We start from the raw sequence: 24,073 nt of genomic DNA, 5'->3' as shown, positions 1-24,073 counted from the left end.
CATGAAGAGAGTTATTATTATCATAAGTTTGCTGGGGTTATTTTGCAGCTGTGAAAAAGAACTGGATCAAAACCCGATCTCCGACCCAACAATAGAAACATTTTATGCGATTCCAAACGATTTTATTCAGGGAGCCAATGCGATCTACGCTGCGTTAAGAACTTATCCTGATCGGCAGCTGAATTTGTCTGAAACCCGATCCGACAACCTTTATGCCGCATCAGATGGTGGTGTACGCGATTGGGAGGGTATCAACGGCTTTCATCGTACACTAATGGGCAACCCTTATGTGGCAGAAGCATGGCTTACCAACTATAACGGTATTAACCGAGCAAATGTATTGCTTCAACAGTTGGAAATCAACGGAGAGATTGTAACCGATGCTGAACTACGCCAACGTTTGGAAGGTGAAGCGCGCTTCCTACGGGCATTGTTCTACTTTGATTTGGTTAGATGGTATGGCAGGGTTCCGATCGTTGATCGGGTGATTTCGGCATCCGAAGCAGCCGAGATCCCGCAAAGTGACGTCGCAGAGATTTACAACTTCATCATAGCAGATCTACAAGCAGCTGCAGCATTTTTACCGGCAAAAGCTAACTATGCCGGCGTAGACCGGGGCCGTGCTACCAATGCTGCGGCACAGACCTTACTGGCACTCGTACACATGACACGATCGGGACCGGATTATGGGATAAATGGGCCCGGCCTGGGGCTGAATGAGTGGCAGCAAGCTGCGGATCTATTGGATGAAGTGATCAATAGTGGCGCTTATCAACTGCTGGAAGGAAATAATGCCTACGCATCTATTTTTTCTTATGATAATGAGAACAATATGGAGGTCATATTCGATGTACAGTATGAAGTGAATCAAAATCCGGTAGTGGGCGGAACATTTGCCTGGTTGCTGGCACCAGACACCTGGTTCAACGCTAATGGTCATCCTAACCAAGGTGGATTAACAATCAGACCGGTATCGAACAATTTGTTGGATTCCTATGAAGAAGGGGACGTGCGGAGAACTTTCTCCATACAGACAGGCTACACTTTTAATGGTGTATTCGAACCTCGATCTTTCTTTAAGAAATATATCGATCTTTCAAGAGTACCAAACAACAGAGTGGATTGGCCTATTAATTTTATTGTACTTCGATACACCGATGTACTTTTGTTACGTGCCGAATGCATCCTGAATGGCGCTTCAGGATCACAACAACAGGTAGATGATGTGGTCAATCAGGTCCGTAGTCGAGCAGGCTTGGGCACAGTGAGTGGCGTGAACTTAGCGCAGCTAATGGAAGAAAGGAGAAAGGAGTTTGCCGCAGAAGGCTCCAGATGGCATGATCTGATCAGAACTGGTTTGGTGGAACCGGTCATGACGAGTTGGATAGAAAGGGAAGATGAACTTTCCAGGATAAACCCTTTTCAGCTGAACTATACCTTGTACCCCATCCCGCAGGCCGAATTGGATGCCAAACCGGGTATTTATACACAGAACCCTGGTTACTAGCGCAGCGTTTACAAGGTGCAGACTATTTAAATAACGAGATATGCGATGCTTAACCGTATTAATATTACTGCTGATTTTTGCTGGGGAACTGGCTGCACAGCCTATATTGGAAACAGGAGGCAGGGAAATGCCTAACGAGTGGATAGACGATGTGACGCAGCACCGTATCGTGAAACTCGTCCGAAGGCCCGGGATAAACCTGAGCTTTTACTTTCATAACAATCCATTTGTCGGAAATAAAATGGTGTTCTATGGAAGCGATGAATATCAAAAAGAAAACTACCCCGGCGAACTAGATAAACGGGCACAGGAGATCTACAATCTTAATGTGAAAAATAAGCAACTTTATATGGTTGATTTAAAAACGCTTGAGGTGCAACAATTGAGCCGCCGTAATGGGCCTGTAGCGGGTGAAATTGTACACAATAATACGGGAAAGGTTTACTACCAAAGCAACGACAGCGTTTTTTCCATTGACGTAAACACAAGAAAGGAACAATTGGTTTTTGTTTTTCCTGAAGATTTTAAAGCTTCCATTACGACTGTAAATGCCAATGGTACCTTATTGGGCGGAGCCTATGCTACGGATGCTGAAAAGGAGATATCCAGAAAATATCCCGAGAAAAGCCAGTTTTTCAATCGTATATATGAGGCTAAACTGCCGCGCACCTTATTTACGATCAATATCGCCAATGGTGAATTGCAAAAGGTTTTTACCGATAGTGCTTGGCTCAACCATGTGCAGTTTTCACCTACAGATCCTCATCTGCTTATGTTCTGTCACGAAGGCCCTTGGCATAAGGTAGACCGCATCTGGACAATAGATGTCTCGAAACGTGCGCAACCCACATTGATCCATAAGCGAATGATGGCTATGGAAATAGCCGGACATGAATGGTTCAGCAGTGATGGTCAATACATATGGTACGATTTGCAATTACCCCGAGGCGAAACCTTCTATATAAGTGGTACAAATCTACAGACAGGAGAGGAGGTCAAATATCAACTTACACAGAACGAATGGTCGGTACATTATACTACATCCCCCGACCAAAGTAAATTTGCCGGTGATGGAGGTGATCCCGGCGCTGTAGCCAAAGCCCCTGATGGACAGTATATTTATGAATTCATCCCAGAGGATCGACAAAATATTCAATCGCAAAAATTAGTGAATATGAAAAATCACAATTATAAACTCGAACCCAATGTGCATTACTCGCCCGATGGGAAATGGATCATTTTCCGGGCAAATTTTGAGGGTTTTGAAGGAATTTATGCCGTAGAAATATAGTGTATGATGTCACTCAATAGAAAGGGGTTCATCCAACGATTGGCAGTTACCGCCGCAGGTTTGGCCATTGGCAGCGATTTCTTAAGCGCTGCCGGCCATCCTGCATTACAAGCGTCTTCTTTCAGTAAAAAGCTTGAACCCATTGGTCGGGCATTGGAGATAGCCGGCTACTACGTATGGTGCAACAGTCCAATTATTGGTCCCGATGGGAAAACACATGTGTTTTTTTCGAGATGGAAGGCTGAATTGGGAATGAGCGGTTGGATCAGCGGATCGGAAATTGCCCATGCAGTTGCGGAAGCGCCTGACCAGCCTTTTGAATTGCGGGAAACTGTACTGGCGCCGCGGGGCGAAGGTTACTGGGATGCGACTACTTGTCATAACCCACTTGTTAAGGTTGTCAACGGTAAATACTACCTATTTTACATGGGGAATGCGAATGGCAAAACGGATACCAAACGTATAGGACTGGCAACGGCAGATTCGCTTGATGGTCCATGGAGCCGCGGTGATGCACCGTTATTGTTGCCGGGATCAGCCGGAGCCTGGGACGACCATTGTACCACAAATCCCGCATGGGTATCCAGCCCAGAAGGAAAAAGTATGCTCTTCTATAAGTCTTGGAATACAAAAGAATATGAGTCGGCCTCGGGAGATATCCGCGGGAATAGAAAATATGGCCTGGCCTTCGCCGATCATCCAGGAGGACCGTATGAAAAATACGCAAATAATCCCGTTATCGATTTTTCTGCTAAGGGTGATAACCGACAGTTTGAAGACGCCTTCGTTTGGCGGGAGGATGGTAAATATAAAATGATTGCCCGGGATATGGGCGTGTATAATCATGAAGTAGGATTAATTATGGAATCAAAAGACGGCATCCAATGGACGGAACCACAAATAGCTTATCATGCTTTAAGTCGTTATGTGAAAGAACCTCCGGCTCCTTCTCATCTAAAACGATATGGCAGGTTGGAAAGACCGATGTTACTGCTTGAAAATGATAAACCGGCCTGGTTGTTCGGAACATCGCAAGGAGGAAAGTTTGGTACCTCAAGCGCCTTTATTTTTAAGTGTAGCTAAATGCGCTCATGGTAAGTTTATAAAACGAAGAAATATGACACAGCTTATGCACAGCATTTTTTGCCACTATAAACCATATGTATGCTTAATCTTTTTGCTTTTACCTGCCCTTTCGGTACTAGCGGATGATCCGGTTTGGGTTTCCAAAGTTGGTTCGCGTGATTTTAATATCGCTCAGCAACAATTCGTCGCAAATAATTACGGCGCGCTCGGCGACGGTATCACGTTAAATACAAATAGCTTACAGCAAGCTATTGACGCCTGTGCAGAAGCAGGTGGAGGAACTGTGGTTCTAAAACCGGGAAAATACCTTACGGGAGCTATTTTCTTAAAAAGCGGTGTGTGTTTGCAGCTCGATGAGGGGGTGGAAATCTTGGGGAGCCAGGAACTGAAAGACTATCCCATCATAGATACCCGCGTGGCGGGGATTGAAATGAAATGGCCTGCCGCCCTAGTAAATATTATCGGACAAAAAAAAGCCAGTATAACAGGAAAAGGCATCATTAACGGTCAGGGAAAACCGTTCTGGGATGCCTATTGGTCGCTACGAAAGGAATACGAACCGAAAGGTTTGCGTTGGATCGTGGATTACGATGCACAAAGGCCACGTACCTTACTTGTAGATAACTGTGAGGATATCGTGATTAAGGAGCTGACATTCCAGGAGGCGGGCTTTTGGACAGTACATCTCTTGTATTCATCGTATATAACAGTAGATGGCGTTGTTATTCGTAATAACACAAAGGGTATAGGGCCCAGTACCGATGGTATTGATATCGATTCGTCTTCCTGGATTTTGGTAAAAAATGCCGATATCGATTGTAACGATGATAATTTCTGCATCAAGTCGGGACGCGACTGGGATGGGCTACGTGTTAATCGGCCTACTGAGTATGTGTTGATTACCGATTGTATCTCGCGCAGGGGCGGTGGCTTGATTACTTTTGGAAGCGAAACTTCTGGAGGGATGCGACATATCATCGCCAGAAACTTAAAAGCGCAGGGTACGAAGGTGGGTATGCGCTTTAAATCTGCACGTAATCGGGGAGGCGTAGTCGAGGATATCTATCTGGAAAATATTCAAATGGATAGTGTTGATGTTGCTTTTGAAGTAACACCTAACTGGAATCCTTCTTATAGCTATTCGGAGCTGCCCGATGGTTACGATAGTAATACCATACCCCAGCATTGGAAAAAAATGCTAGAACCTGTGGTTCCGGAACGTAAGGGTATTCCAACATTCCAACATATTCATATAGCGGGTATTCAGGTCAAATATGCCAAAAAGGCCCTCTTTGTAGATGGTCTGGAAGAGCGCCCATTGGAAAAATTCCATTTAGTAGATGTAAGTATAAATGCTAAAGATGCGGGAAGCATCAAACATGCCCGTAACTGGCAGATAGAAAATGTACATATTCAAACCCCAGAAAATGAATCCGTCCAGCAAACAAACACAGCAAACATCAAATTATAACGATAAAACCATGTATATAAACCGTATCATTTTTTTTAGCTTTTGTTTTTTTGTTATGTTATCGATGTCTGCCGCGGGGCAGGAAAAAGTATGGCGTTCAAGTAGCGAGCCGATGTTGGAAATGGCTAAAATACGTGAGCAGATCGTTCCTCCGACCTTTTCCGAAAAGGATTTCCTGATAACCGATTACGGAGCTATTGGAGATGGCAAAACCAAAAATACAGCAGCCTTTAAAAAAGCAATAGAAGCCTGCCATGCAAGTGGTGGTGGAAGAGTCGTGGTACCCTTTGGTACATTTCTAACAGGCGCGATTTATTTAAAAAGTAATGTTAACCTACACCTCCTAGATAGTACCACCATTTTATTCAGTAGAGATAGTAGCGACTACCCCATCGTGTTCACGCGTTGGGAAGGGATGGAATGTATGAATTATTCGTCATTCATTTATGCTTATGGGGAAGAGAATATTGCCATTACCGGTAACGGAACGCTAGATGGTAATGCCAACAATGACTATTGGTGGTGGTGGTGTGGCGCAAAAAAGTTTGGATGGGAAGAGGGTATGGGGAAGCAAACGCCTGCCCGTAATGCTTTACATGAAATGATGCATGAAGAAGTAGATCCTAAAAAGCGTGTTTTCGGCGATGGGCATTATCTACGTCCAAACTTCATTCAGCCCTATAACTGCAAAAATGTCCTCATCGCTGATGTGAAGATGATCAATTCACCTATGTGGAATATCAATCCTGTATTATGTGAAAATGTAACCGTAGATCAGGTGAAGATTATTACACATGGGCCGAATAATGACGGCTGCGATCCGGAAGCTTCTCAGAATGTATTGATCAGCAATTGCTATTTTGATACGGGCGACGATTGCATTGCTATCAAATCCGGTAGGGATGAGGATGGCAGAAATATCGCCAGACCGGCAGAAAACCACATCATCGAGAACTGCATCATGAAGGATGGTCACGGTGGAGTCGTGATCGGAAGTGAAATTGCAGGTGGTGCAAAGAATATCTTCGCCATTAATTGTACCATGGATAGCCCTAATTTAGATCGGGTACTGCGTATCAAAACGAGCTCAAGTCGGGGTGGAGTGATTGAAAATATATTTATGAAAGATATAGAGGTGGGTACCTTTAAAGAAGCGGCGGTAAAATGCAATATGTTCTATGAAAAGCCAGGCAATCATATACCAACTATCCGTAACGTTTGGGTAGAAAATATGGTGGTAGAAAAAGGAGGAAAACATGCCTTAATGGTAGCGGCCTATCCAGAATCACCGGTAAGTAACCTGCGGATGGTCAATTGTAAAATGGAGGGTATAAAAGAACCTTTCGAGGTCGACTATGTTAAAAATCTTGTTTTTGAAAAGGTGCGTATAAATGGAGTGTTAATGGATGCACCTGTAGGTAAAAATTAGTAAGGCCAGCAAGCGATAAAGAAAAAACGAGCAAAATGATAACCAAAATGTATATTCCTTTCAATAAAAATGCGCGGCGTTCGGGCGGTTTAAATGGGTTTTGTATAGTAATAATGCTGTTATTAGCTTCATGCGGTGATCCCGAAGGGTCTACCATTGATAGAAAAAAAGTAGTATCCAGACACAATGTCGTGAACACGGAAATGGACGCGCTTAGCTCACTAACCTTAGGGAACGGTGCCTTTGCTTTTACCGTCGACGTAACCGGTTTGCAAAGCTTTCCTTTGCACTATGATACAGGCGTGTCTTTGGGCACGCAGAGTGAATGGGCCTGGGACCGTTTCAAAAATACGGACAACTTTCGTTTTGAAGAAACTTTAAAAGCTTACGATTTTAATGATGAGGGTCGTGAGGCAAAATACAGCATCCAGTGGAAAGAACCTGAGCGAAACAGAGAGGCAACTGATTATTTTCGCAAAAATGCGCATCGCTTACAACTGGGCAATGTGGGCTTTGAACTCCATAAAAAAGATGGTAGCCGAGCCGAAGTACAAGATATAACCGGTATTTATCAGGAGCTCGACTTATGGACCGGTGAGATTAAAAGCACTTTCCGGTTGGAAGGGGTAAAGGTAGAAGTACAAACAGCTGCACATCAGCAAAATGATCAGGTTGCGGTGAAAGTAAATTCACCTTTAATCAAATCAGGTCGACTAAAAATCTATTTGCGTTACCCTTATCCAACAGCTGAATTTTTAGATGAAGGGACGAATTATGCAAATGAAGATGAACATCAAACGGAATTGCTTGTGTCCGAGGATACAGAGGCCGTGATTCGTCATCAATTGCAAGGCGCAACGTATTTTACCACAATGGTCTATAGCAAGGGCACAATGACGAATAGCGATACGGCACATTATTTTGTGTTAACTCCGGATACCGGCAGCGAGGAGCTTGAATTTTCCTGTCGGTTTACTCCAGAGCAGGTTAATAAAAAACCGGATGACTATAAGGCTACGTTTGCAAGTAGTGAAAAGGAGTGGGATAGCTTCTGGTCGCGCGGAGCGGCCATTGATTTCGAGGGCAGTACCGATTCACGGGCCACAGAGCTGGAACGTCGTGTCGTGCTATCCCAATATTTAACTAAGGCGCAGTGCGCAGGTAATTACCCGCCACAGGAAACCGGTTTAACCTTTAACAGTTGGTATGGGAAACCGCACACGGAGATGCATTGGTGGCATGCGGTCCACTTTGCGCTCTGGGGAAGACCTGATCTCATGGAAAAAAGTTTAGCTTATTATGCCAATACCATAGAAAAGGCAAGGGCGATTGCACAGCGCCAAGGTTATGAGGGGGTGCGGTGGCAGAAAATGTCAGACAACGATGGTAACGAAAGTCCTTCCTCTGTCGCTGCTTTCCTAATCTGGCAGCAACCGCATTTTATTTACCTGGCTGAGCTTGCCTATCGCGATCAAGAAGATCCGGCGATAATCGATAAATATAAAGACCTCGTCTTTGCAACGGCCAAATTTATGGCATCTTACCCCAGCTATGACCAACAACATGACCGCTATAATTTAGGTAAGGGCGTTATTCCTGCACAGGAGGTTTTCCCCGCTGCCGAAACAGTCAACCCGACCTATGAAGTAGCCTACTGGGATTGGGCTTTACGTATCGCACAGGAATGGCGTGTGCGTGCGGGACTGCCGCGGGACGAAAAGTGGGATGAAGTCATTAATAAATTAGCGCCTTTACCGGAACAAGACGGTGTTTATCTCGCTACTGAGCGAGCCACTGATTCCTATACCAACGATCGTTGGCGAACCGATCACCCAGCAGTGTTAGGAGCTTTGGGCATGGTGCCCGAATCACCGAAACTAGACAAAGATGTGATGAAAAACACCTTGGATACGGTCTGGCAAACTTGGTTTTGGGAAAAAACATGGGGCTGGGACTTCCCGATGACCGCCATGAACGCTGCCCGGTTAGGATTACCGGAAAAAGCATTGGATGCGCTGTTTATGGATATTCAAACCAATACTTATCTCAAAAATGGCCATAATTATCAAGATGAACGCTTGCGCATCTACCTTCCGGGTAACGGTGGCGTGTTGACAACTGTCGCTATGATGGCCGGTGGTTGGGACGCCAGCAATGGCGAGCTACCGGGGTTTCCTAAAGATGGCTCCTGGAAAGTGAAAGCAGAAGGCTTTAAGAAAATGCCTTAACTCATGGATGAAAATAATTATATGGCCTCAAAAAAACGTGTAACTAATAAATGAATACAAAAATTAAAAGAATGAGCCTTGGTTTGCTAATTGCGATTGGCACGATGTCTTTTATCTACGTTCAAGACCATAAACCAACGCTTTATTTAATAGGCGACTCTACAGTTAAAAATGGACAGGACAAGGGCGACCGCGATGAGTGGGGGTGGGGTAATTTAATTGCCGTGCATATGGATACTTCGAAGATTAGAATCCAGAATCGTGCTTTGGGAGGAACAAGTACGCGGACTTATAGGAGCAAAGGATTGTGGGACGAGGTATTGAAAGATTTAAAGCGCGATGACGTGGTAATTATCCAGTTCGGCCATAATGACGGAGGACCACTCGATGATACTGCACGTGCTCGCGGTACCATGAAAGGTATAGGAAATGAGCAGCAAGAAATCCATAATCCCTTAACGAATCGACAGGAAACGGTACGCACCTACGGTTGGTATCTCAAAAAGTATATAGAGGAAGCAAAAGCAAAAGGCGCACAGGTAATCATCTGTTCTCCCGTACCCCGAAATAATTTTAGCGCAGGTAAAACGATTCGACAAGAAGACAGCTATACACAATGGGCCGAACAGGTTGCCAAGCAGGAAAAAGTACCTTTTATCAATTTGCAAGAGCGTGTAGCAAATGAATACGATAAACTCGGCGAAGAGGAAGTGGCTAAATTTTTCCCGAATGATCATACCCATACCAACCGCGCAGGAGCTCAACTAAATGCTAAGGTGTTTATTCAGGAATTGAGGAAAATGAAAAAAAATGCTTTAAATAAATTTATCAAATAACCCCATATACATAAGTTATGATACTAAGAAATAAAGGGCTTCACCTATTAACAAGTATACTTTGCCTAGCTTTTTCCTTAGCGAACGCTCAGCAGCTTCCCGAAAAAGAGAAAATATTGGAACAGTTACGATCCGCCAACAGCTACTTTATGCAAAAATGGCCCGACGCAGGTAAGACAATTATCACCAATAAAGAACGACCATCTAACATCTGGACACGCGCCGTCTATTACGAGGGATTAATGGAGCTGCAGAAAATAGATCCGCAACAGACTTATGTAGATTACGCCGTGCAGTGGGGCGAAAAGCATCAATGGAGCCTTTCTGGTGGCCCTTATATCCGTCATGCAGATTATCAATGTTGTGGTCAAACCTATATTGACCTGTATAATATGGAGCCGGAAGAAGTACGCATAAAGGCTATCAAGGAGAATATAGATGCCATGGTGGCCAGTGATCAGGTTGACGACTGGACCTGGATAGATGCTATTCAAATGGCAATGCCTGTATTTGTAAAACTGGGTGTTACTTATAACGACCCCAAATATTTTGATAAGATGTATGATCTCTATAGCCATACCAAATTTAAAGAGGGAGGTAATGGCTTGTATAATCCGGAAGATGGGCTCTGGTGGCGGGATAAAGATTTTGTCCCTCCTTATAAAGAACCTAATGGAGAAGACTGCTATTGGTCGCGCGGTAATGGTTGGGTGGTCGCTGCATTGGTAAAGGTCTTACAAGATCTTCCAAAAACAGATCCGCACTATGAAGAGTACTTAACGGATTTTAAAACGATGCTTGAAGCTTTGGCACCCATACAACGTGAAGATGGTTTTTGGAATGTGAGCCTACATGACCCGAATAACTTTGGAGGCAAAGAAGCGTCTGGAACGGCCTTATTTACATACGGTATGGCATGGGGTATTAATGACGGAATCATCGATAAAAAGGTGTATCTTCCCGTTGTGTTGAAAGGCTGGAAGGCCCTGTCAAAAGAATCGCTGCACGAGAATGGTTTCTTGGGTTATCTGCAGGGAACGGGAAAGGAGCCCAAAGACGGACAACCGGTAACGTATACCAGTAAACCTGATTTTGAAGATTATGGCCTTGGATGTTTTTTATTGGCAGGCGTAGAAGTTTATAAATTAGTGAAATAGTTTATTAAGTTTTTGTTATACCTTTTTTGTGAGGAAAAAGGCATAAAATTTTTTACTATACAGTATAACAATGATTAACTCCATAAAACATAACTTATCATTAATAGCATTGCTACTCATAGTTACTGCCAAGGCGCAGCCGCTGGGGAACTACAAGGGGGGCTTTAAACGGGAAAACAACACCTTTCACTTTACAACAGAACAAGGTGCCGTAGCGTTAAGCTTCTGTGAGGAGGCGATGTTCAGGGTTCGTGCTGCCTGGGGCGGATCCTTTGAAGCGCCCGAGCATTTGATGGTATCCCGTTATGATTGGGGCGACGTGAGCGTGTCTGCAACGGAAGAAGCCAGTCATTTCTTACTGAAGACGGCACTGTTGGAAATAAGAGTGCAAAAGCATCCCTTTGGAATCGCGGTATATGATAAAGCAGGGGAATTACTTTCGCAAGATGTGGAAGCACTCCGAAAAGAAGGAACAGCAGTTTATACCACTAAAAGCTTAGCCGTAGACGAACATTTCTTTGGCTTTGGTGAACGCATGGATTTTCTCGATCAACGAAATAAGCGTCTGACCTTAAACGTGGGAAGGGGGAAAGGACGGCCGCATGAGGTGGGTGCATATAATGTCTTGGAGGCAAACTATTCGCCGATCCCCTTCTTTATGAGCACTAGGGGTTATGGCATTTTTTTACATAATTCCTTTGAAACAAAGTGGGATATGGGAAGTAGCGTATCTGATGCTTATACCTTTGGAGCAGGGGCTGGTGAGCTTGATTACTATTTTATCTACGGGCCATCCTTCCCGCGCATCCTAGATCATTATACCGATCTTACCGGCAAATCGCCTCTGCTAGCTAAATTTGCACTAGGCCTGCACGTAGGGACCTACAGCGGAGGCACTTGGGGGCACGAGGAATTAACATCGGATCAATACGTAATTGAACTGGCCAGGAAATTCCGGGAGCTGGGTATTCCTATCGATCTTTTATGGTTAGACTCAACCTGGCGTATCTTTGGGAAGGAAGGTGGAAAAGGCGCTACTTCTTTCGAATGGAGAGAAACATTTAAAGATCCTAAGGGCATGTTTGATAGCTTGTATGCCATGAATTATCAGATGGTAGGGCTACATCTTAGACCTCGATTTGACAATGGTGAAAAATTGAATCTCTTAGATCAGGCCCGGGCGAAAGGATTGGTATATCCCGAACCGGATAATAAGGGCGAATTTGTTAATTTTTTCGATCAGCAATCGGTCGATTGGTGGTGGGATAACGGCGTCAAGCGGGTGGCAGATTTGGGCGCAATGTTCCTGAAAACGGATGAAGGAAGTGCTTTCGGTGGACTGGCCAATGAAAGCGATAAGACCGGGCCAACAGATGAAACTGCACAGCGATTGCATAACGTATTTCCGATAGCCTATGCGAAGGCTCCCTACGAGAAATTTCAGGAGTTTAATGGCTTGCGGGGGCTAAATCATACGCGTGAAGGTTATGCCGGTATTCAGCGCTATCCTTTTATTTTTGCGGGCGATTGGCCAAGCGAATGGCAGTATTTTGAGCCGGTTATAAAGGCAGGATTGAACATCGGGCTTTCTGGTGTAGGTTTTTGGGGTCACTGTATGGGAGGTTTCGAACACGTAGCCGATCCAGAACTTTATATCAGGTGGGTACAGTTTGGTATGTTCAGTCCCATCGCCATGCTTTTTGGTATGGAACATCCGCAGTACAAAGAACCCTGGCAATATGGAGAGGATGCCTTGCGTAATTTCAAAAAATACGATGCCTTACGTTATGCGCTCATTCCTTATATATACAGCAGCAGCTATCAGCAATACCAAACGGGCATACCGCTCATGCGGGCACTGCCTGTACATTACCAAGATGATCCAAATGTGTACAATATTACCGATCAATACTTATTCGGTGATGCATTGATGGTTTGTCCGGTTACCACCAAAGGCGCAAAGACGCGTACCGTATACCTGCCCGACGGTACCTGGTATAACTATTGGACCGGAGAGGAGTATGAAGGCAGGCAATATGTTCACGTGACCACTCCGCTAGATACCTTGCCGCTGTTTGCTAAAGCGGGTGCCATCATTCCCATGCAGCAGGTAACGCAATATACCGGCGGGCAAAATATTAAGCAACTAACGCTCGATATTTTTCCGGGCAACGATGGCCGATTTAGCTTATATGATGATGATGGTAAGAGCTTGGATTATCAGGAAGGTGTATTTGCAATAACCGACATTGCTGCTGAACTTACAGCGGAAAAGTTTATCGTTCATGTAGAACAACCAAAAGGGGGCTTTAAAGGTGAACCGCATAATTTCCTGTTCAAAATTCGCTGGAATGGCAGAACTAAACCAAAAGAGGTTGCGGAAAACGAACATGCAGTAGAGGAAATGAAGAGCTTGACAGACTTGAAAGGTACTTCCGGTTGGTTCTATGATGAAAAGGAAGAACATATCTATATCGGTACCTTATCCGAAAATGCACAGGATATAAATGTAAATATCGGGCTTAATTGAATGGAGTGCTGGTTATCAATAGGTGTTAATCCCAATTATAAAACAATAGCATGGCAAAAGTAGCTTTTAAAATGAAATTGATGCCTGGATTCAAAGATGAATACCAAAGGCGACATGATGTTATATGGCCGGAGTTAAGTGCGTTACTTAAAAATTATGGCATCAGTGATTACACTATTTTTTTAGATGAAGAAACCAATACCTTATTTGCTGTGCAACAGCAATCGGGAGAAACCTCATCACAGGATTTGGGTGAAAACCCGATCATAAAAAAATGGTGGGCGTACATGGCCGATATTATGGAAACCAATGCCGATGATTCACCGGTAAGTCAGCCCTTGAAAAAAGTCTTTCACCTGGATTAAATGCATGGATTTCGCTTTTAACAAAATTGGTTTTATGCCCGTTGCAGACACATCAACCATTCCGGGCTTCGGCAGCAGCTTTGGATACGCATAAGCAACTTGCGGCGTATCCAAAATGCTTAATAACCCCTAGGATTAAATGGAAACGTATGAGAATTATGAAAATAAAACAAGTATTAAAAAATATTTGCCTAGCCATATGCGTGATCGTCAGTCAGCAAATTTACGCACAGACCAATCCTTGGCCTGCCATTCAAAAGGAAATGAAGCCTTGGACCCGTTGGTGGTGGATGGGGAATGCCGTAGATAAGGAAAACATCAATGCTTTACTGGAAGAATATCACCGAGTGGGTATGGGAGGGGTAGAGATTGCTCCGATCTACGGAGCCAAAGGTTATGAAAACCGATACATCAACTACCTCTCGCCAGAATGGATGGAGATGTTACGTTTCACAACGAAAGCTGCTGAAAATCTGGATATGGGCGTAGACCTGACCAATGGCACGGGGTGGCCGTTCGGAGGACGGCAGGTAGATGCCCAACATGCGGCAACTAAATTGATTGTTCAAAAATACCTGGTCAACGGTGGAACACCCTTGTCCGACAAGATAAAATCGCCGGATCAGAAACAGCCGGATGCTAGACTGCTTTCATTAACAGCCTATGACGATAAGGGGAACACGCAACTGCTTACCGATAAAGTAGCGGCAGATGGTAGTTTGCAATGGCAACCCAATACAGGTAATTGGGAATTATATGCTACTTTTTTAGGAAAAACGAAGCAGCAGGTTAAAAGAGCTGCCCCTGGAGGTGAAGGTTTTACTTTAGACCACCTTTCTTTGAAAGCGTTAACGGCATATTTACAGCCTTTCGAAAAGGCCTTCGGTGAAGAACCTTTAGGTATACGGGCTTTTTATAATGATAGCTATGAGGTATATGGTGCCGATTGGACACCTGATCTTTTTGATGCTTTTCAACAGAAGAGGGGTTATGACCTTCGATTACATATGCGCGATTTTTTGCGTGATGATACGGCTTCCGATAAAGTGGCGAGAATCAAATCAGACTATCGTGAAACGCTGGCAGAACTTTTACTGGAGAATTTTACGCAACCATGGACGTCCTGGGCTCATAAATACCAAGGTATTACCAAAAATCAGGCACACGGCTCCCCCGGAAATTTATTGGATCTTTATGCTGCGGTTGATATTCCTGAAGCGGAAACCTTTGGTTCAAGTTATTTTGCCATACCGGGTTTAAGAAGGGATAGTGCAGATGTACGAAATGTCGACCCCGACCCCATGATGTTGAAATTCGCATCTTCAGCAGCAAATATTACCGGGAAAAAATATGTTTCCTGTGAAACATTTACCTGGCTTACCGAACATTTTAAAACATCGTGGGCACAGTGTAAGCCAGAGGTAGAACAGGCTTTTTTGGCAGGGATCAATCATGTCTTTTACCATGGAACTACCTATTCGCCCAGCGACGCTAAATGGCCAGGCTGGCTATTCTATGCTTCCGTGAATTTCGTGCCGGCCAATCCTTTGTGGGCGCACCTGTCTGGTTTAAATGAATACATTACCCGTGTACAGTCGGTGCTTCAGACGGGGCGGGCAGACAATGAGCTGTTGATCTATTGGCCGGTCTACGACGCATGGCATAACGGAAAAGGCCGAGATATGCCTTTAAAAGTACATGATATCGATGAGTGGCTACATCCCACCGCATTTTATGAAAATGCGCAAGATTTGCAGAAAGAGGGATATGCCTTTGATTTTATCTCGGATAAATTATTGTCAGAAATCCATGTAAACAACAACCAGTTGTCTTTTCATGGGCAATCGCTGTCGCACCAAGTACTTATTGTACCTGAGGTAGAAATCATGCCCCTGGAGACTTTGCATCATCTTGCCCGCCTAAGTGAAGAAGGTGCTACCATCATTTTTCAGTCCTTACCCAAAGATGTGCCGGGCAGGCACGATCTTGAAAAAAGGAGAGCGGCATTCCATAAACTGCTGAAGCACATGCAGTCGAAAGCTGACGGTGAAAAAAGCACGGTTATGATCAGTAAAAACGTGTCGGATGCCTTGGCCAATAGTGGGATAAAAGGGGAGAGTTTAGCCAAAACCGGACTCCAATTTATCCGTAGAAAGGAAGGGAAAAGTGTCTACTATTACATGGTAAATCATACGGATCAAGCAGTGGACAAGGATGTAGCGCTGAATGCTTCCGGGAAGACCCATTATTTATTAGATCCGCTATCGGGTAAAAGCGGATTAGCGAGTCTAAACAATGATGGAGAAGATCAATTGACGCGCATTCAGCTGGCTCCCGGACAGGCCATCCTATTGAAAATAACGGAAGAGCAGCCACAGGAAATGGTCCAATGGCCATATATTAATCAGAAACAGGAAAGCATAGCAGTGGCGGGAAAATGGAACGTGCGTTTTAATGAGGGCGGTCCGATAATCCCTAAAACGCATGATACGACGGAATTGGTATCATGGACGAGCTTTCCAGATAGTGCGACAACCTCCTTCTCAGGAACAGCTACCTATCGCCTTACCATTGATCTGCCAAGCATCGAAACGCGTGATGTGTTGTTAAAGGTCGACCAAATTGGCGAAAGTGCAAGAGTGAAGGTTAACGGTAAGGAAGCGGGATTATTGTGGAGTATACCCTATCAGCTAAGTGTAGGCGAATTCTTACAGGCGGGAAAGAATGAAATTGAAATAGAGGTAGCCAATCTCATGGCCAATAGGATTCGGTATATGGATGAAAAGCAGCTGACATGGCGCGGATACCACGAAATCAACTTTGTAGACATCAATTATGAACCTTTTGACGCCTCGAAGTGGAAGGTCATGCCTGCTGGATTGATTGGAGAAGTTCAGCTTATTCCCTATGATTGAGATAAGGCTCCATCTGCATTCGGTTAAAAAACGTCAAGGATGCAAGGTAAAATAGAATTTAACATTGACTTAATGAATGAAAGTTAACTTTGAATCATAAAATGGTTTAATAATGAAAAAATTATCGGTTATATTATTCGTTAAAATATTTTTTATTTCGGCAATATTTGCGCAGAAACATGTTGTATTGGTAACCATCGATGGCTTTAGGCCGGATTTCTACTTAGAAGAAAAATGGGACACACCAAATCTGAAGCAACTTAAATCACAGGGTATTTATGCGAGAGGAGTGAATAGTGTTTTTCCGTCCATAACCTACCCCTCTCATACAACAATTGTTACGGGTGTTCAACCATCCGAACATGGTATTACTTCCAATGCGTTGTTCGAACCGGATAGTGTAACCGGAAAAATTTATTGGAACTTCAACCAGATTACTGCTCCCACCATCTGGGAAGCAGCCAAAAAGAAGGGATTAAAAGTGGCTTCCATGCTGTGGCCTGTTTCCGCGGAAGCTCCTATTGATATCAATATTTCCGATATAGGCAGTATGGGAGAAAATATCCGCAGCAGTTATGCCGAACCGAAGGGGATTACAGATTCCATCCGATTGCTATTGTTTCCCAACCAAGAAGTGAAGTGGGGAGAAGATGAATTTAATGCTCCGGCTTCAGCACATATCATACGTCAATACAAACCTCATTTGATGACCATTCACTTGATTTCTGTAGACCATGCAGAGCATACCACAGGAAGGGATGGCAAAGCGGTGTATGAAGCTATTCACCATGCCGACCAAGGAATAGGTTTAATCCGAGAGGCCATTAAAGATGCCGGTATGGAAGATAGTACCTTGCTGATCGTTACCGGAGACCATGGTTTTTACGACGTTACACAACAGGTAAATCCCAATATTTGGTTAGTACGTGAAGGCTTGTTGGACCCAGATAAGAAAACCGATTGGAAGGCCCAATTCTTTGCCGTTGGTGGCTCAGCGTTTCTGTTTTTAAAAGACAAGCAGGATACAGTGACCAGAAATCGCGTACTTGAGATGTTAAACAACTTGCCCGAAAATGAAAAAAAATGCTTTCGTATCATTCATGAAAATCAAATGAAGGAAATTGGAGCGAACCCATCGGCCAGTTTTGCGCTATCAGGTTTGCAGGGTACATCTTTTGGAAACAGCGTTGTAGGAGAACCTATGAAAGAAGGGAAAGGTGGCACGCATGGACATTTCCCCGATACACAGCCTATTCAAACAGGCTTTGTCGCAACCGGACCGAAGCTCAACCAAGGTGTTTCTATTGAGGAGATGGATCTTAAAGATGTGACGATGTTCGTGAAAGAATATCTCCAATTGAATATGCCTACTGCGAAGGGACGATCATCCCAACCTTATTTTGAATAGCAACCGGTTAAGCTGGCGCCAATCGCTTATTAAATTTTAATACCGCCCGTCATCTTATTCCGCCTATAGTGCTCCGGTGACAAACCGGTTTTATCTTTAAATAATTTTGAAAAATAAAAACAAGAGTCGAAACCTAGTTCATAAGCAATATCTTTAATCCGCTTATGCGGATGGTTAAGCAGAAATTTAGCTTTTTCTATTTTCAATTGTATGAGGTATTGCCCGGGAGAGATGCCTACATGTTTTTTAAAGGCTTTCCGAAATAGCGAATAACTTACACCTAATTGTTCAGCAATATCTTCTATAGAAATAAGCTGTTCGAAATTTTCACGTAAAACAAGCTTCGACTGGTTGATGAGATCATGAATATAGCTGTCATCGCCATCCAACTGCTTCTCTCGCGATAAGGCATATATATTACCTAATAACTGTAGGATATCACCAGATACCAACTGTTGATAATAAGGCCTTTCTTGCCTGCTTTGTTCGGTTATATGATCATATAGATCTATTACTTCATCCTTAAAACCCAAATTGATCACGGGATTATAGGGCGTGAAAAAGTTGTTCTTGATGAGTTGGTCGGCAACAGGGCCATTAAATCCTACCCAATATTCGGCCCATCCGGTAGCTTCATCGGGTTTATAACGATGCCATTCATTCGGAAAAAGAATAATGATAGATCCGGGGTATACCCGTTGGATACCACTTTTTGTGGATTCAAAAACCCCTTCGCCACGTGTAATGTAAATGAGCTGATATTCCCTGAGCACACGCCCCTTGTCCCATTCGAAACGGTAAGTTGAAGGGTGATTGGGGGATGGATAGTTATGGGCAGCATTTATTTGCCCAAACCCCACGCTCAACGCATATAAACCCCATTTCTGGTCACTCGGTTGTATGGGTAGGTATTTCTGGAAGGTTTGCATAATTGGTGGATCAAAAATTACATGTAAAGTATCAAAAACTGTATTTATCGCTACTTCAATATTGCTGAATTTTGACTATCGGTTTATATCTGACCAATACAAAGCTATAGATTATTTTATATAATCCGACGCCGTGATAGTACAGCACAGTGCATAACAGGGCAGGATAGTTGGCGTAGATATAGGCTCCAAAAACTAATTAATTCACCAAATATGAAGCCTTTATGAGTTGTTTTTTTTATGTCAGTGCGCGTATGAAGTTCCTGCTGCTGTTTGCTGGATTGCTAGCCGGTTCTATCGGTTATGCGCAACAATCGCTTACGGTAAGTGGTACGGTGACGGATAATCAAGGACCTATTGAAGGTGTATCTGTCCTTGTTCAAGGCTCCAAACAGGGAGCAAAAACGGATCAAACAGGTAGCTACCAGCTGGAAACGGTAAAAGGTGCCAGGCTCACTTTCACTTTTGTAGGTTATCAGGATACCACTATTACTGTGGAAAGTCAACGTTTAGATGTAGTGCTCCGTGAAGCATCGCAGGTGCTGGAAGAAGTGGTGATCAGTTACGGTACGCAACAGCGTAAGGAAGTTACCGGTGCGATCTCCCAGATCAATGCCACAGAAATGAAAGATATGCCGGTAGGGCAGTTTTCTCAAAAATTGCAGAACCGGATTCCCGGCGTGCAGATTACGCAAACCACAGGGCGACCAGGGCAGGGGATGAATGTTCGTGTACGTGGATCTGCTTCCATGAACGCAAGCAGCAACCCCTTATACGTCGTAGATGGTCAGCCTGTAACGGGTGATATCAATAATATAAATCCCGATGAGATCGAGAGTTTTTCGGTGCTCAAAGACGCCTCTGCTACGGCTTTATATGGCTCTCGTGCAGCGAACGGTGTGGTGCTTGTTACCACAAAAAGCGGAAAAGGTACCGAAGGTGTGAATGTCAATTTCTCTGCCTTTGGAGGTGTGCAACATGTGCCGCAGCGTGGCCGACCGGATGTGATGAACGCCCGTGAATTTGCACAATGGCAGCGGAATTTCTATGAAGATAAAATCCGTTACGAAAACTGGACGAATCCTGCGACGGGGTTGGCGGAAATCCCTGACGATTATGCCAATCCAGAACAGTATGGCGAAGGAACAGATTGGTATGGTGTGCTTTTGCGACAGGGAGCACCCATCCAGAATTATTCCCTGTCGTTAACGTCCAATACGGAGAAATTCAGCTCAGCAGTAACCGCAGGGTATATGAATCAACAAGGGGTGCTGCACAATACCGGCTACCAACGGTTTTCCTTTCGGGCAAACAATGAGTACCGGCCAACCGAGAAATTGACACTGGGATTCAATATTGCGCCGACTTTACAGCTTGACCATAATACCTTGACTAATACCGATGGCCAAAGGCAAGTGATCGATGGTGGCTTTATTACCAGTCCAATAAGCCCCGCAATCAATGAAGATGGTAGTCTGCCCTTAACCGCCAATACCTTTGGTATGTTCCCTAACCCTAACTGGTACCGCGTGTTGGGCGAGAAGTTAGACGATTATAAACGCAATCGAATCCTGGGTAATATTTTTGGCGAATACCAGATATTAGACGGACTGAAATTTAAAACCCGAGCAGATATTGATGTTGGTGCACAGACCCAACAGCTTTTTGTATCCTCCACATCGGGAGGTGGGCTTTTTGTAGCGCCTCCACAATTGGCAACCGGGCAATACAATACCCAAACCTATTATTCATGGTTGAACGAAAATGTGTTAACTTATAATAAGTCAATCGGTGATCATACATTCGACCTACTGGCGGGATATACTACCCAGAAATACCGTCAGGAAAATAGTGGAATCAATAAAACGGATTTTCCGAATGATCAGATCCCTTGGTTGGATGCCGCTGCTACTGTTACCGAAGCAGGAAGCAATACGCAGGCCTGGTCACTTGAGTCCTTAATTGGCCGGGTAAATTACAGTTTTAAAGGACGTTACTTATTATCCGCGGCGGTGAGGCGAGATGGGTCTTCCCGTTTTGGAAGCGACCGCAGATGGGGTACGTTCCCTTCGGTATCTGTCGGATGGGTGGCCAGTGATGAAAGTTTTTTGCAGGAACAGGAAAAGATATCTTTTCTGAAGGTGCGAGCCAGCTACGGATTGGTAGGAAACAACAATATCGGTAATTACACCTCCATCGCTATGATGGGACCTAATAACTATGTTTTCGGAGGCTCATTGGTACAGGGGTTGGCAATTAACTCCTTAGGCAATACGCTGTTGAGTTGGGAAACCACCAAACAATTTGACGCCGGTCTGGAATTGGGCTTATGGGACGATCGAATCAATCTGATATACGATTATTATTATAAGAAAACAGATGGTATGCTTTATCCCGTTGAATTGCCCCGGGCGTCTGGTTTTACGGAGGTTTTTACCAATATCGGGGCTTTTAAATTCTGGGGGCATGAAATCGGTATCAGTACTAAAAACTTAACCGGGGAATTGACTTGGAATACTGATTTCAATATTACCTTCAATCGTAACGAAGTACTACAGCTCGGTACGAATGATACACCAATAGGAGGATTTACCGAACAGGGTGATTTTAATCGCACTGCCGTAGGGCAGCCTATCGGACAGTTTTATGGTTATATTTATGATGGTGTATACATGACGCAGGAAGAATTTGACACGCAGCCGAAGCACAGTTCTTCGCAGGTGGGTACGGTACGCATGAAAGATATTAATGGCGATGGTGTGATCGATATGAACGACCGCACCTTTATCGGTGATCCGAATCCCGATTTTATTTTCGGCTTAACCAATAGTTTCCGGTATAGAAACTGGGATCTGAGCTTCTTAATTGCTGGTTCAGTGGGTGGTCAAACCATGGCGGCCACCTATGAAAATATCGAAAACCTGGATGGCGTATTCAATGTGCGTAAGGAGATGTTGAATGGCTGGCGTTCGCTCGAAGATCCGGGGAACGGGGAGGTCCCTCGTACCTTGAGTGGTACAACTGAGCTGTATCGCTTTACCAATTCCCGCTGGGTATACGATGCCTCGTATGTTTCTTTAAGGAACATTACGCTGGGCAGGAGTTTTGAAATTACCAATAGCAATTACCTCAAAAATATAAGGGTATATGCCAGTATACAGGAGGCATTGATGTTAACGAAATATCCGGGAATGAATCCTGAAGTAGCAAATAATGAGGGAGATGACCCATTAAGGTTGGGTGTTGATCAAACGACTTATCCTATTCCAAGGACTTTCACTTTTGGGGTAAATGTTGGTTTTTAATTATTAGATCATGAAGCGAATATTTTTATACTATATCATCATGCCGGCAGCCGTTATCGTGTCGTCATGCAGTCAGGAATTCCTGAACCTGACGCCGGATTCAGAAGCCAATGCTGAGGATTTCTACGAAACCGCAGAGCAATTTCAACAGGCGGTCAACGGTGTGTATCAAACCTTGCGCAGCACCGTAAATGAGAGTGGTTACCTGATGGGGGAAATGAGGTCGGATAACACGCATTATGACTATTATGCACCCGACCGGGGGATTCATATCATCCGAAGGGAAAATATTGATGATTTCCTGGATGATTCGCAGAATCAATGGACAAACGACTATTTCAACAATTGTTATATCGGTGTCTCACGGGCCAATACGATTTTGGATCGAATCGAAGAGGCCGATTTTGAGCAGGAAGCAAAAGATCCCATCATCGGCGAAACCAAATTCCTCCGTGCCTATTACTATTTTAATTTGGTACGCTACTTTGGAGACGTACCCCTATATCTGAATGAAGTTAGCGAACAGGCGGAAGCTTTCCTCCCGCGATCTTCGGTAGACGAGGTGTACGCGGTTATTATCAATGACCTGGAAGATGCCATCAGCAAATTACCTGATCCCAGCTTTCCGCAAAATGGTCGGGCAAATAAAGGCTCAGCGTCTACACTGTTGGCAGAGGTGTACATGACAAGGCATGACTTTGCTGCTGCGGAACCCTTATTGCGATCAGTGACCACCATGGGTTATAGTTTACTTTCCAATTATGAAGATGTGTATGCCTTGGGGAACAAAAACAGTAGGGAGTCGATCTTCGAGATTCAATTTATGCAGGGCGATCAAGGGCAACAGAGCATGTTTACCTATTGGTTCATTCCGAAGTCAACCAATGTGGAAGTCATTACCGGTGTAACGTCTAACACCTTGAATTACGGCGGGTGGAATGTGCCAACAGGAGATATGATGGATGCTTATGAAGAAGGTGATACGCGTAAAGGTGCTTCCATCGGAATTGCCCAAGGTGTCATCGGGGGCGATGGTAACTTTAACATTGAGTCTGTTGAAAGTAGTGAAGGATATGTGCAGCCTCCGGGAAAAACGGCTAAGCCTTTTGTGCGTAAATATTTGCATCCACATAACAGGGAGCGTAATACGGACGATAACTGGCCTGTATACCGTTATTCCAATGTGCTATTGCTCTTGGCAGAATGCCTAAATGAGAGCGGTAATCCCGGCGAAGCCATCGAATTGGTGAATCAGGTAAGACAACGTGCCGGAGCTTCTTTATCGCCGGTGACGGTTACTGATCAGGTAGCTTTGCGCGATGCCATTGCACATGAGAGAAGAGTAGAGCTGGCCTTCGAAAATCATCGCTGGCACGATCTGGTAAGAACGGGCAAGGCCATTGAGGTGATGAATGCGCATGGAGAGGAAATGAAGGATCGTTATGGTTTCATCTCTAGAAATGCTTATCAGGTAAATGAAAACCGGCTAATTTTTCCTATCCCGTATTTGGAGCTACAGCTGAATAATCTCCTGACGCAAAATCCGGGATACAATTAAATGAATAAAAGTATATTTATGCCCGTTGCTCCATGTCTGGATCCGAGCGTGCTCCGCC

The 24,073-nt window shown here is 44.3% G+C and carries 15 protein-coding genes; 14 read left to right on the top strand and 1 reads right to left on the bottom strand.

Annotated features, from left to right (window positions below):
- Window position 1: 1 nt before the first annotated feature.
- From H8S90_RS02400 to H8S90_RS02345, 12 genes are all read left to right on the top strand, one after another.
- The gene (locus tag H8S90_RS02400) at window positions 2–1,507 is read left to right on the top strand and encodes a RagB/SusD family nutrient uptake outer membrane protein (RefSeq protein WP_187341022.1); all 1,506 of its coding nucleotides are present in this window, start codon (window positions 2–4) and stop codon (window positions 1,505–1,507) included.
- Between the two features lie 40 nt (window positions 1,508–1,547).
- Window positions 1,548–2,798: an oligogalacturonate lyase family protein gene (locus H8S90_RS02395; RefSeq protein ID WP_187341021.1), complete on the top strand. Its 1,251-nt coding sequence runs from the start codon at window positions 1,548–1,550 to the stop codon at window positions 2,796–2,798.
- Window positions 2,799–2,801: 3 nt separating this feature from the next.
- A complete protein-coding gene (locus H8S90_RS02390; protein ID WP_255501778.1) occupies window positions 2,802–3,881 on the top strand; it encodes a glycoside hydrolase family protein in 1,080 nt (359 codons plus the stop codon).
- 34 nt (window positions 3,882–3,915) lie between these two features.
- Entirely contained in the window at window positions 3,916–5,355 is a 1,440-nt protein-coding gene (locus H8S90_RS02385; RefSeq protein ID WP_255501777.1) for a glycoside hydrolase family 28 protein, read from the top strand.
- 10 nt (window positions 5,356–5,365) lie between these two features.
- On the top strand, window positions 5,366–6,784 hold the full coding sequence (locus H8S90_RS02380; RefSeq protein ID WP_187341020.1) for a glycoside hydrolase family 28 protein: 1,419 nt from the start codon (window positions 5,366–5,368) through the stop codon (window positions 6,782–6,784).
- 35 nt (window positions 6,785–6,819) lie between these two features.
- Window positions 6,820–9,012, top strand: coding sequence for a hypothetical protein (locus tag H8S90_RS02375; protein WP_255501776.1), 2,193 nt, complete (start codon window positions 6,820–6,822; stop codon window positions 9,010–9,012).
- A gap of 50 nt (window positions 9,013–9,062) precedes the next feature.
- The gene (locus H8S90_RS02370) at window positions 9,063–9,848 is read left to right on the top strand and encodes a rhamnogalacturonan acetylesterase (RefSeq protein WP_255501775.1); all 786 of its coding nucleotides are present in this window, start codon (window positions 9,063–9,065) and stop codon (window positions 9,846–9,848) included.
- 17 nt (window positions 9,849–9,865) lie between these two features.
- On the top strand, window positions 9,866–11,005 hold the full coding sequence (locus tag H8S90_RS02365) for a glycoside hydrolase family 88 protein (protein ID WP_187341019.1): 1,140 nt from the start codon (window positions 9,866–9,868) through the stop codon (window positions 11,003–11,005).
- 70 nt (window positions 11,006–11,075) lie between these two features.
- A complete protein-coding gene (locus tag H8S90_RS02360; protein WP_187341018.1) occupies window positions 11,076–13,535 on the top strand; it encodes a glycoside hydrolase family 31 protein in 2,460 nt (819 codons plus the stop codon).
- Window positions 13,536–13,585: 50 nt separating this feature from the next.
- Window positions 13,586–13,900: an L-rhamnose mutarotase gene (gene rhaM / locus H8S90_RS02355; protein ID WP_187341017.1), complete on the top strand. Its 315-nt coding sequence runs from the start codon at window positions 13,586–13,588 to the stop codon at window positions 13,898–13,900.
- A gap of 149 nt (window positions 13,901–14,049) precedes the next feature.
- Window positions 14,050–16,815, top strand: a complete 2,766-nt coding sequence (locus H8S90_RS02350) for a glycosyl hydrolase (RefSeq protein WP_255501774.1) — start codon at window positions 14,050–14,052, stop codon at window positions 16,813–16,815.
- A 112-nt stretch (window positions 16,816–16,927) separates the two neighbouring features.
- Window positions 16,928–18,223, top strand: coding sequence for an alkaline phosphatase family protein (locus tag H8S90_RS02345; protein ID WP_187341016.1), 1,296 nt, complete (start codon window positions 16,928–16,930; stop codon window positions 18,221–18,223).
- Window positions 18,224–18,252: 29 nt separating this feature from the next.
- On the opposite strand, the gene H8S90_RS02340 is transcribed toward H8S90_RS02345, so the two are convergent.
- Entirely contained in the window at window positions 18,253–19,152 is a 900-nt protein-coding gene (locus H8S90_RS02340; protein ID WP_187341015.1) for an AraC family transcriptional regulator, read from the bottom strand.
- A 224-nt stretch (window positions 19,153–19,376) separates the two neighbouring features.
- On the opposite strand from H8S90_RS02340, the gene H8S90_RS02335 reads away from it, so the two are divergent.
- Together H8S90_RS02335 and H8S90_RS02330 are read left to right on the top strand one after the other, a co-directional pair.
- Complete coding sequence (locus tag H8S90_RS02335) at window positions 19,377–22,457, top strand: TonB-dependent receptor (RefSeq protein ID WP_187341014.1); 3,081 nt, start codon at window positions 19,377–19,379, stop codon at window positions 22,455–22,457.
- Window positions 22,458–22,467: 10 nt separating this feature from the next.
- The gene (locus tag H8S90_RS02330; protein WP_187341013.1) at window positions 22,468–24,015 is read left to right on the top strand and encodes a RagB/SusD family nutrient uptake outer membrane protein; all 1,548 of its coding nucleotides are present in this window, start codon (window positions 22,468–22,470) and stop codon (window positions 24,013–24,015) included.
- Window positions 24,016–24,073 lie beyond the last annotated feature (58 nt).

The organism is Olivibacter sp. SDN3, assembly GCF_014334135.1.
Classification (GTDB): Bacteria; Bacteroidota; Bacteroidia; order Sphingobacteriales; family Sphingobacteriaceae; genus Olivibacter.
The sequence above is the reverse complement of the archived record's forward strand: the minus strand, read 5'-3'. Positions and strand labels throughout refer to the sequence as shown.

Coding starts and splice junctions, on each gene's coding strand:
- H8S90_RS02340 (WP_187341015.1), bottom strand. CDS start 19,152: ATGCAAACCTTCCAGAAATACCTACCCATACAACCGAGTGACCAGAAA.
- H8S90_RS02390 (WP_255501778.1), top strand. CDS start 2,802: ATGATGTCACTCAATAGAAAGGGGTTCATCCAACGATTGGCAGTTACC.
- H8S90_RS02360 (WP_187341018.1), top strand. CDS start 11,076: ATGATTAACTCCATAAAACATAACTTATCATTAATAGCATTGCTACTC.
- H8S90_RS02400 (WP_187341022.1), top strand. CDS start 2: ATGAAGAGAGTTATTATTATCATAAGTTTGCTGGGGTTATTTTGCAGC.
- rhaM (WP_187341017.1), top strand. CDS start 13,586: ATGGCAAAAGTAGCTTTTAAAATGAAATTGATGCCTGGATTCAAAGAT.
- H8S90_RS02380 (WP_187341020.1), top strand. CDS start 5,366: ATGTATATAAACCGTATCATTTTTTTTAGCTTTTGTTTTTTTGTTATG.
- H8S90_RS02330 (WP_187341013.1), top strand. CDS start 22,468: ATGAAGCGAATATTTTTATACTATATCATCATGCCGGCAGCCGTTATC.
- H8S90_RS02345 (WP_187341016.1), top strand. CDS start 16,928: ATGAAAAAATTATCGGTTATATTATTCGTTAAAATATTTTTTATTTCG.
- H8S90_RS02385 (WP_255501777.1), top strand. CDS start 3,916: ATGACACAGCTTATGCACAGCATTTTTTGCCACTATAAACCATATGTA.
- H8S90_RS02395 (WP_187341021.1), top strand. CDS start 1,548: ATGCGATGCTTAACCGTATTAATATTACTGCTGATTTTTGCTGGGGAA.
- H8S90_RS02350 (WP_255501774.1), top strand. CDS start 14,050: ATGAGAATTATGAAAATAAAACAAGTATTAAAAAATATTTGCCTAGCC.
- H8S90_RS02375 (WP_255501776.1), top strand. CDS start 6,820: ATGATAACCAAAATGTATATTCCTTTCAATAAAAATGCGCGGCGTTCG.
- H8S90_RS02370 (WP_255501775.1), top strand. CDS start 9,063: ATGAATACAAAAATTAAAAGAATGAGCCTTGGTTTGCTAATTGCGATT.
- H8S90_RS02365 (WP_187341019.1), top strand. CDS start 9,866: ATGATACTAAGAAATAAAGGGCTTCACCTATTAACAAGTATACTTTGC.
- H8S90_RS02335 (WP_187341014.1), top strand. CDS start 19,377: ATGAGTTGTTTTTTTTATGTCAGTGCGCGTATGAAGTTCCTGCTGCTG.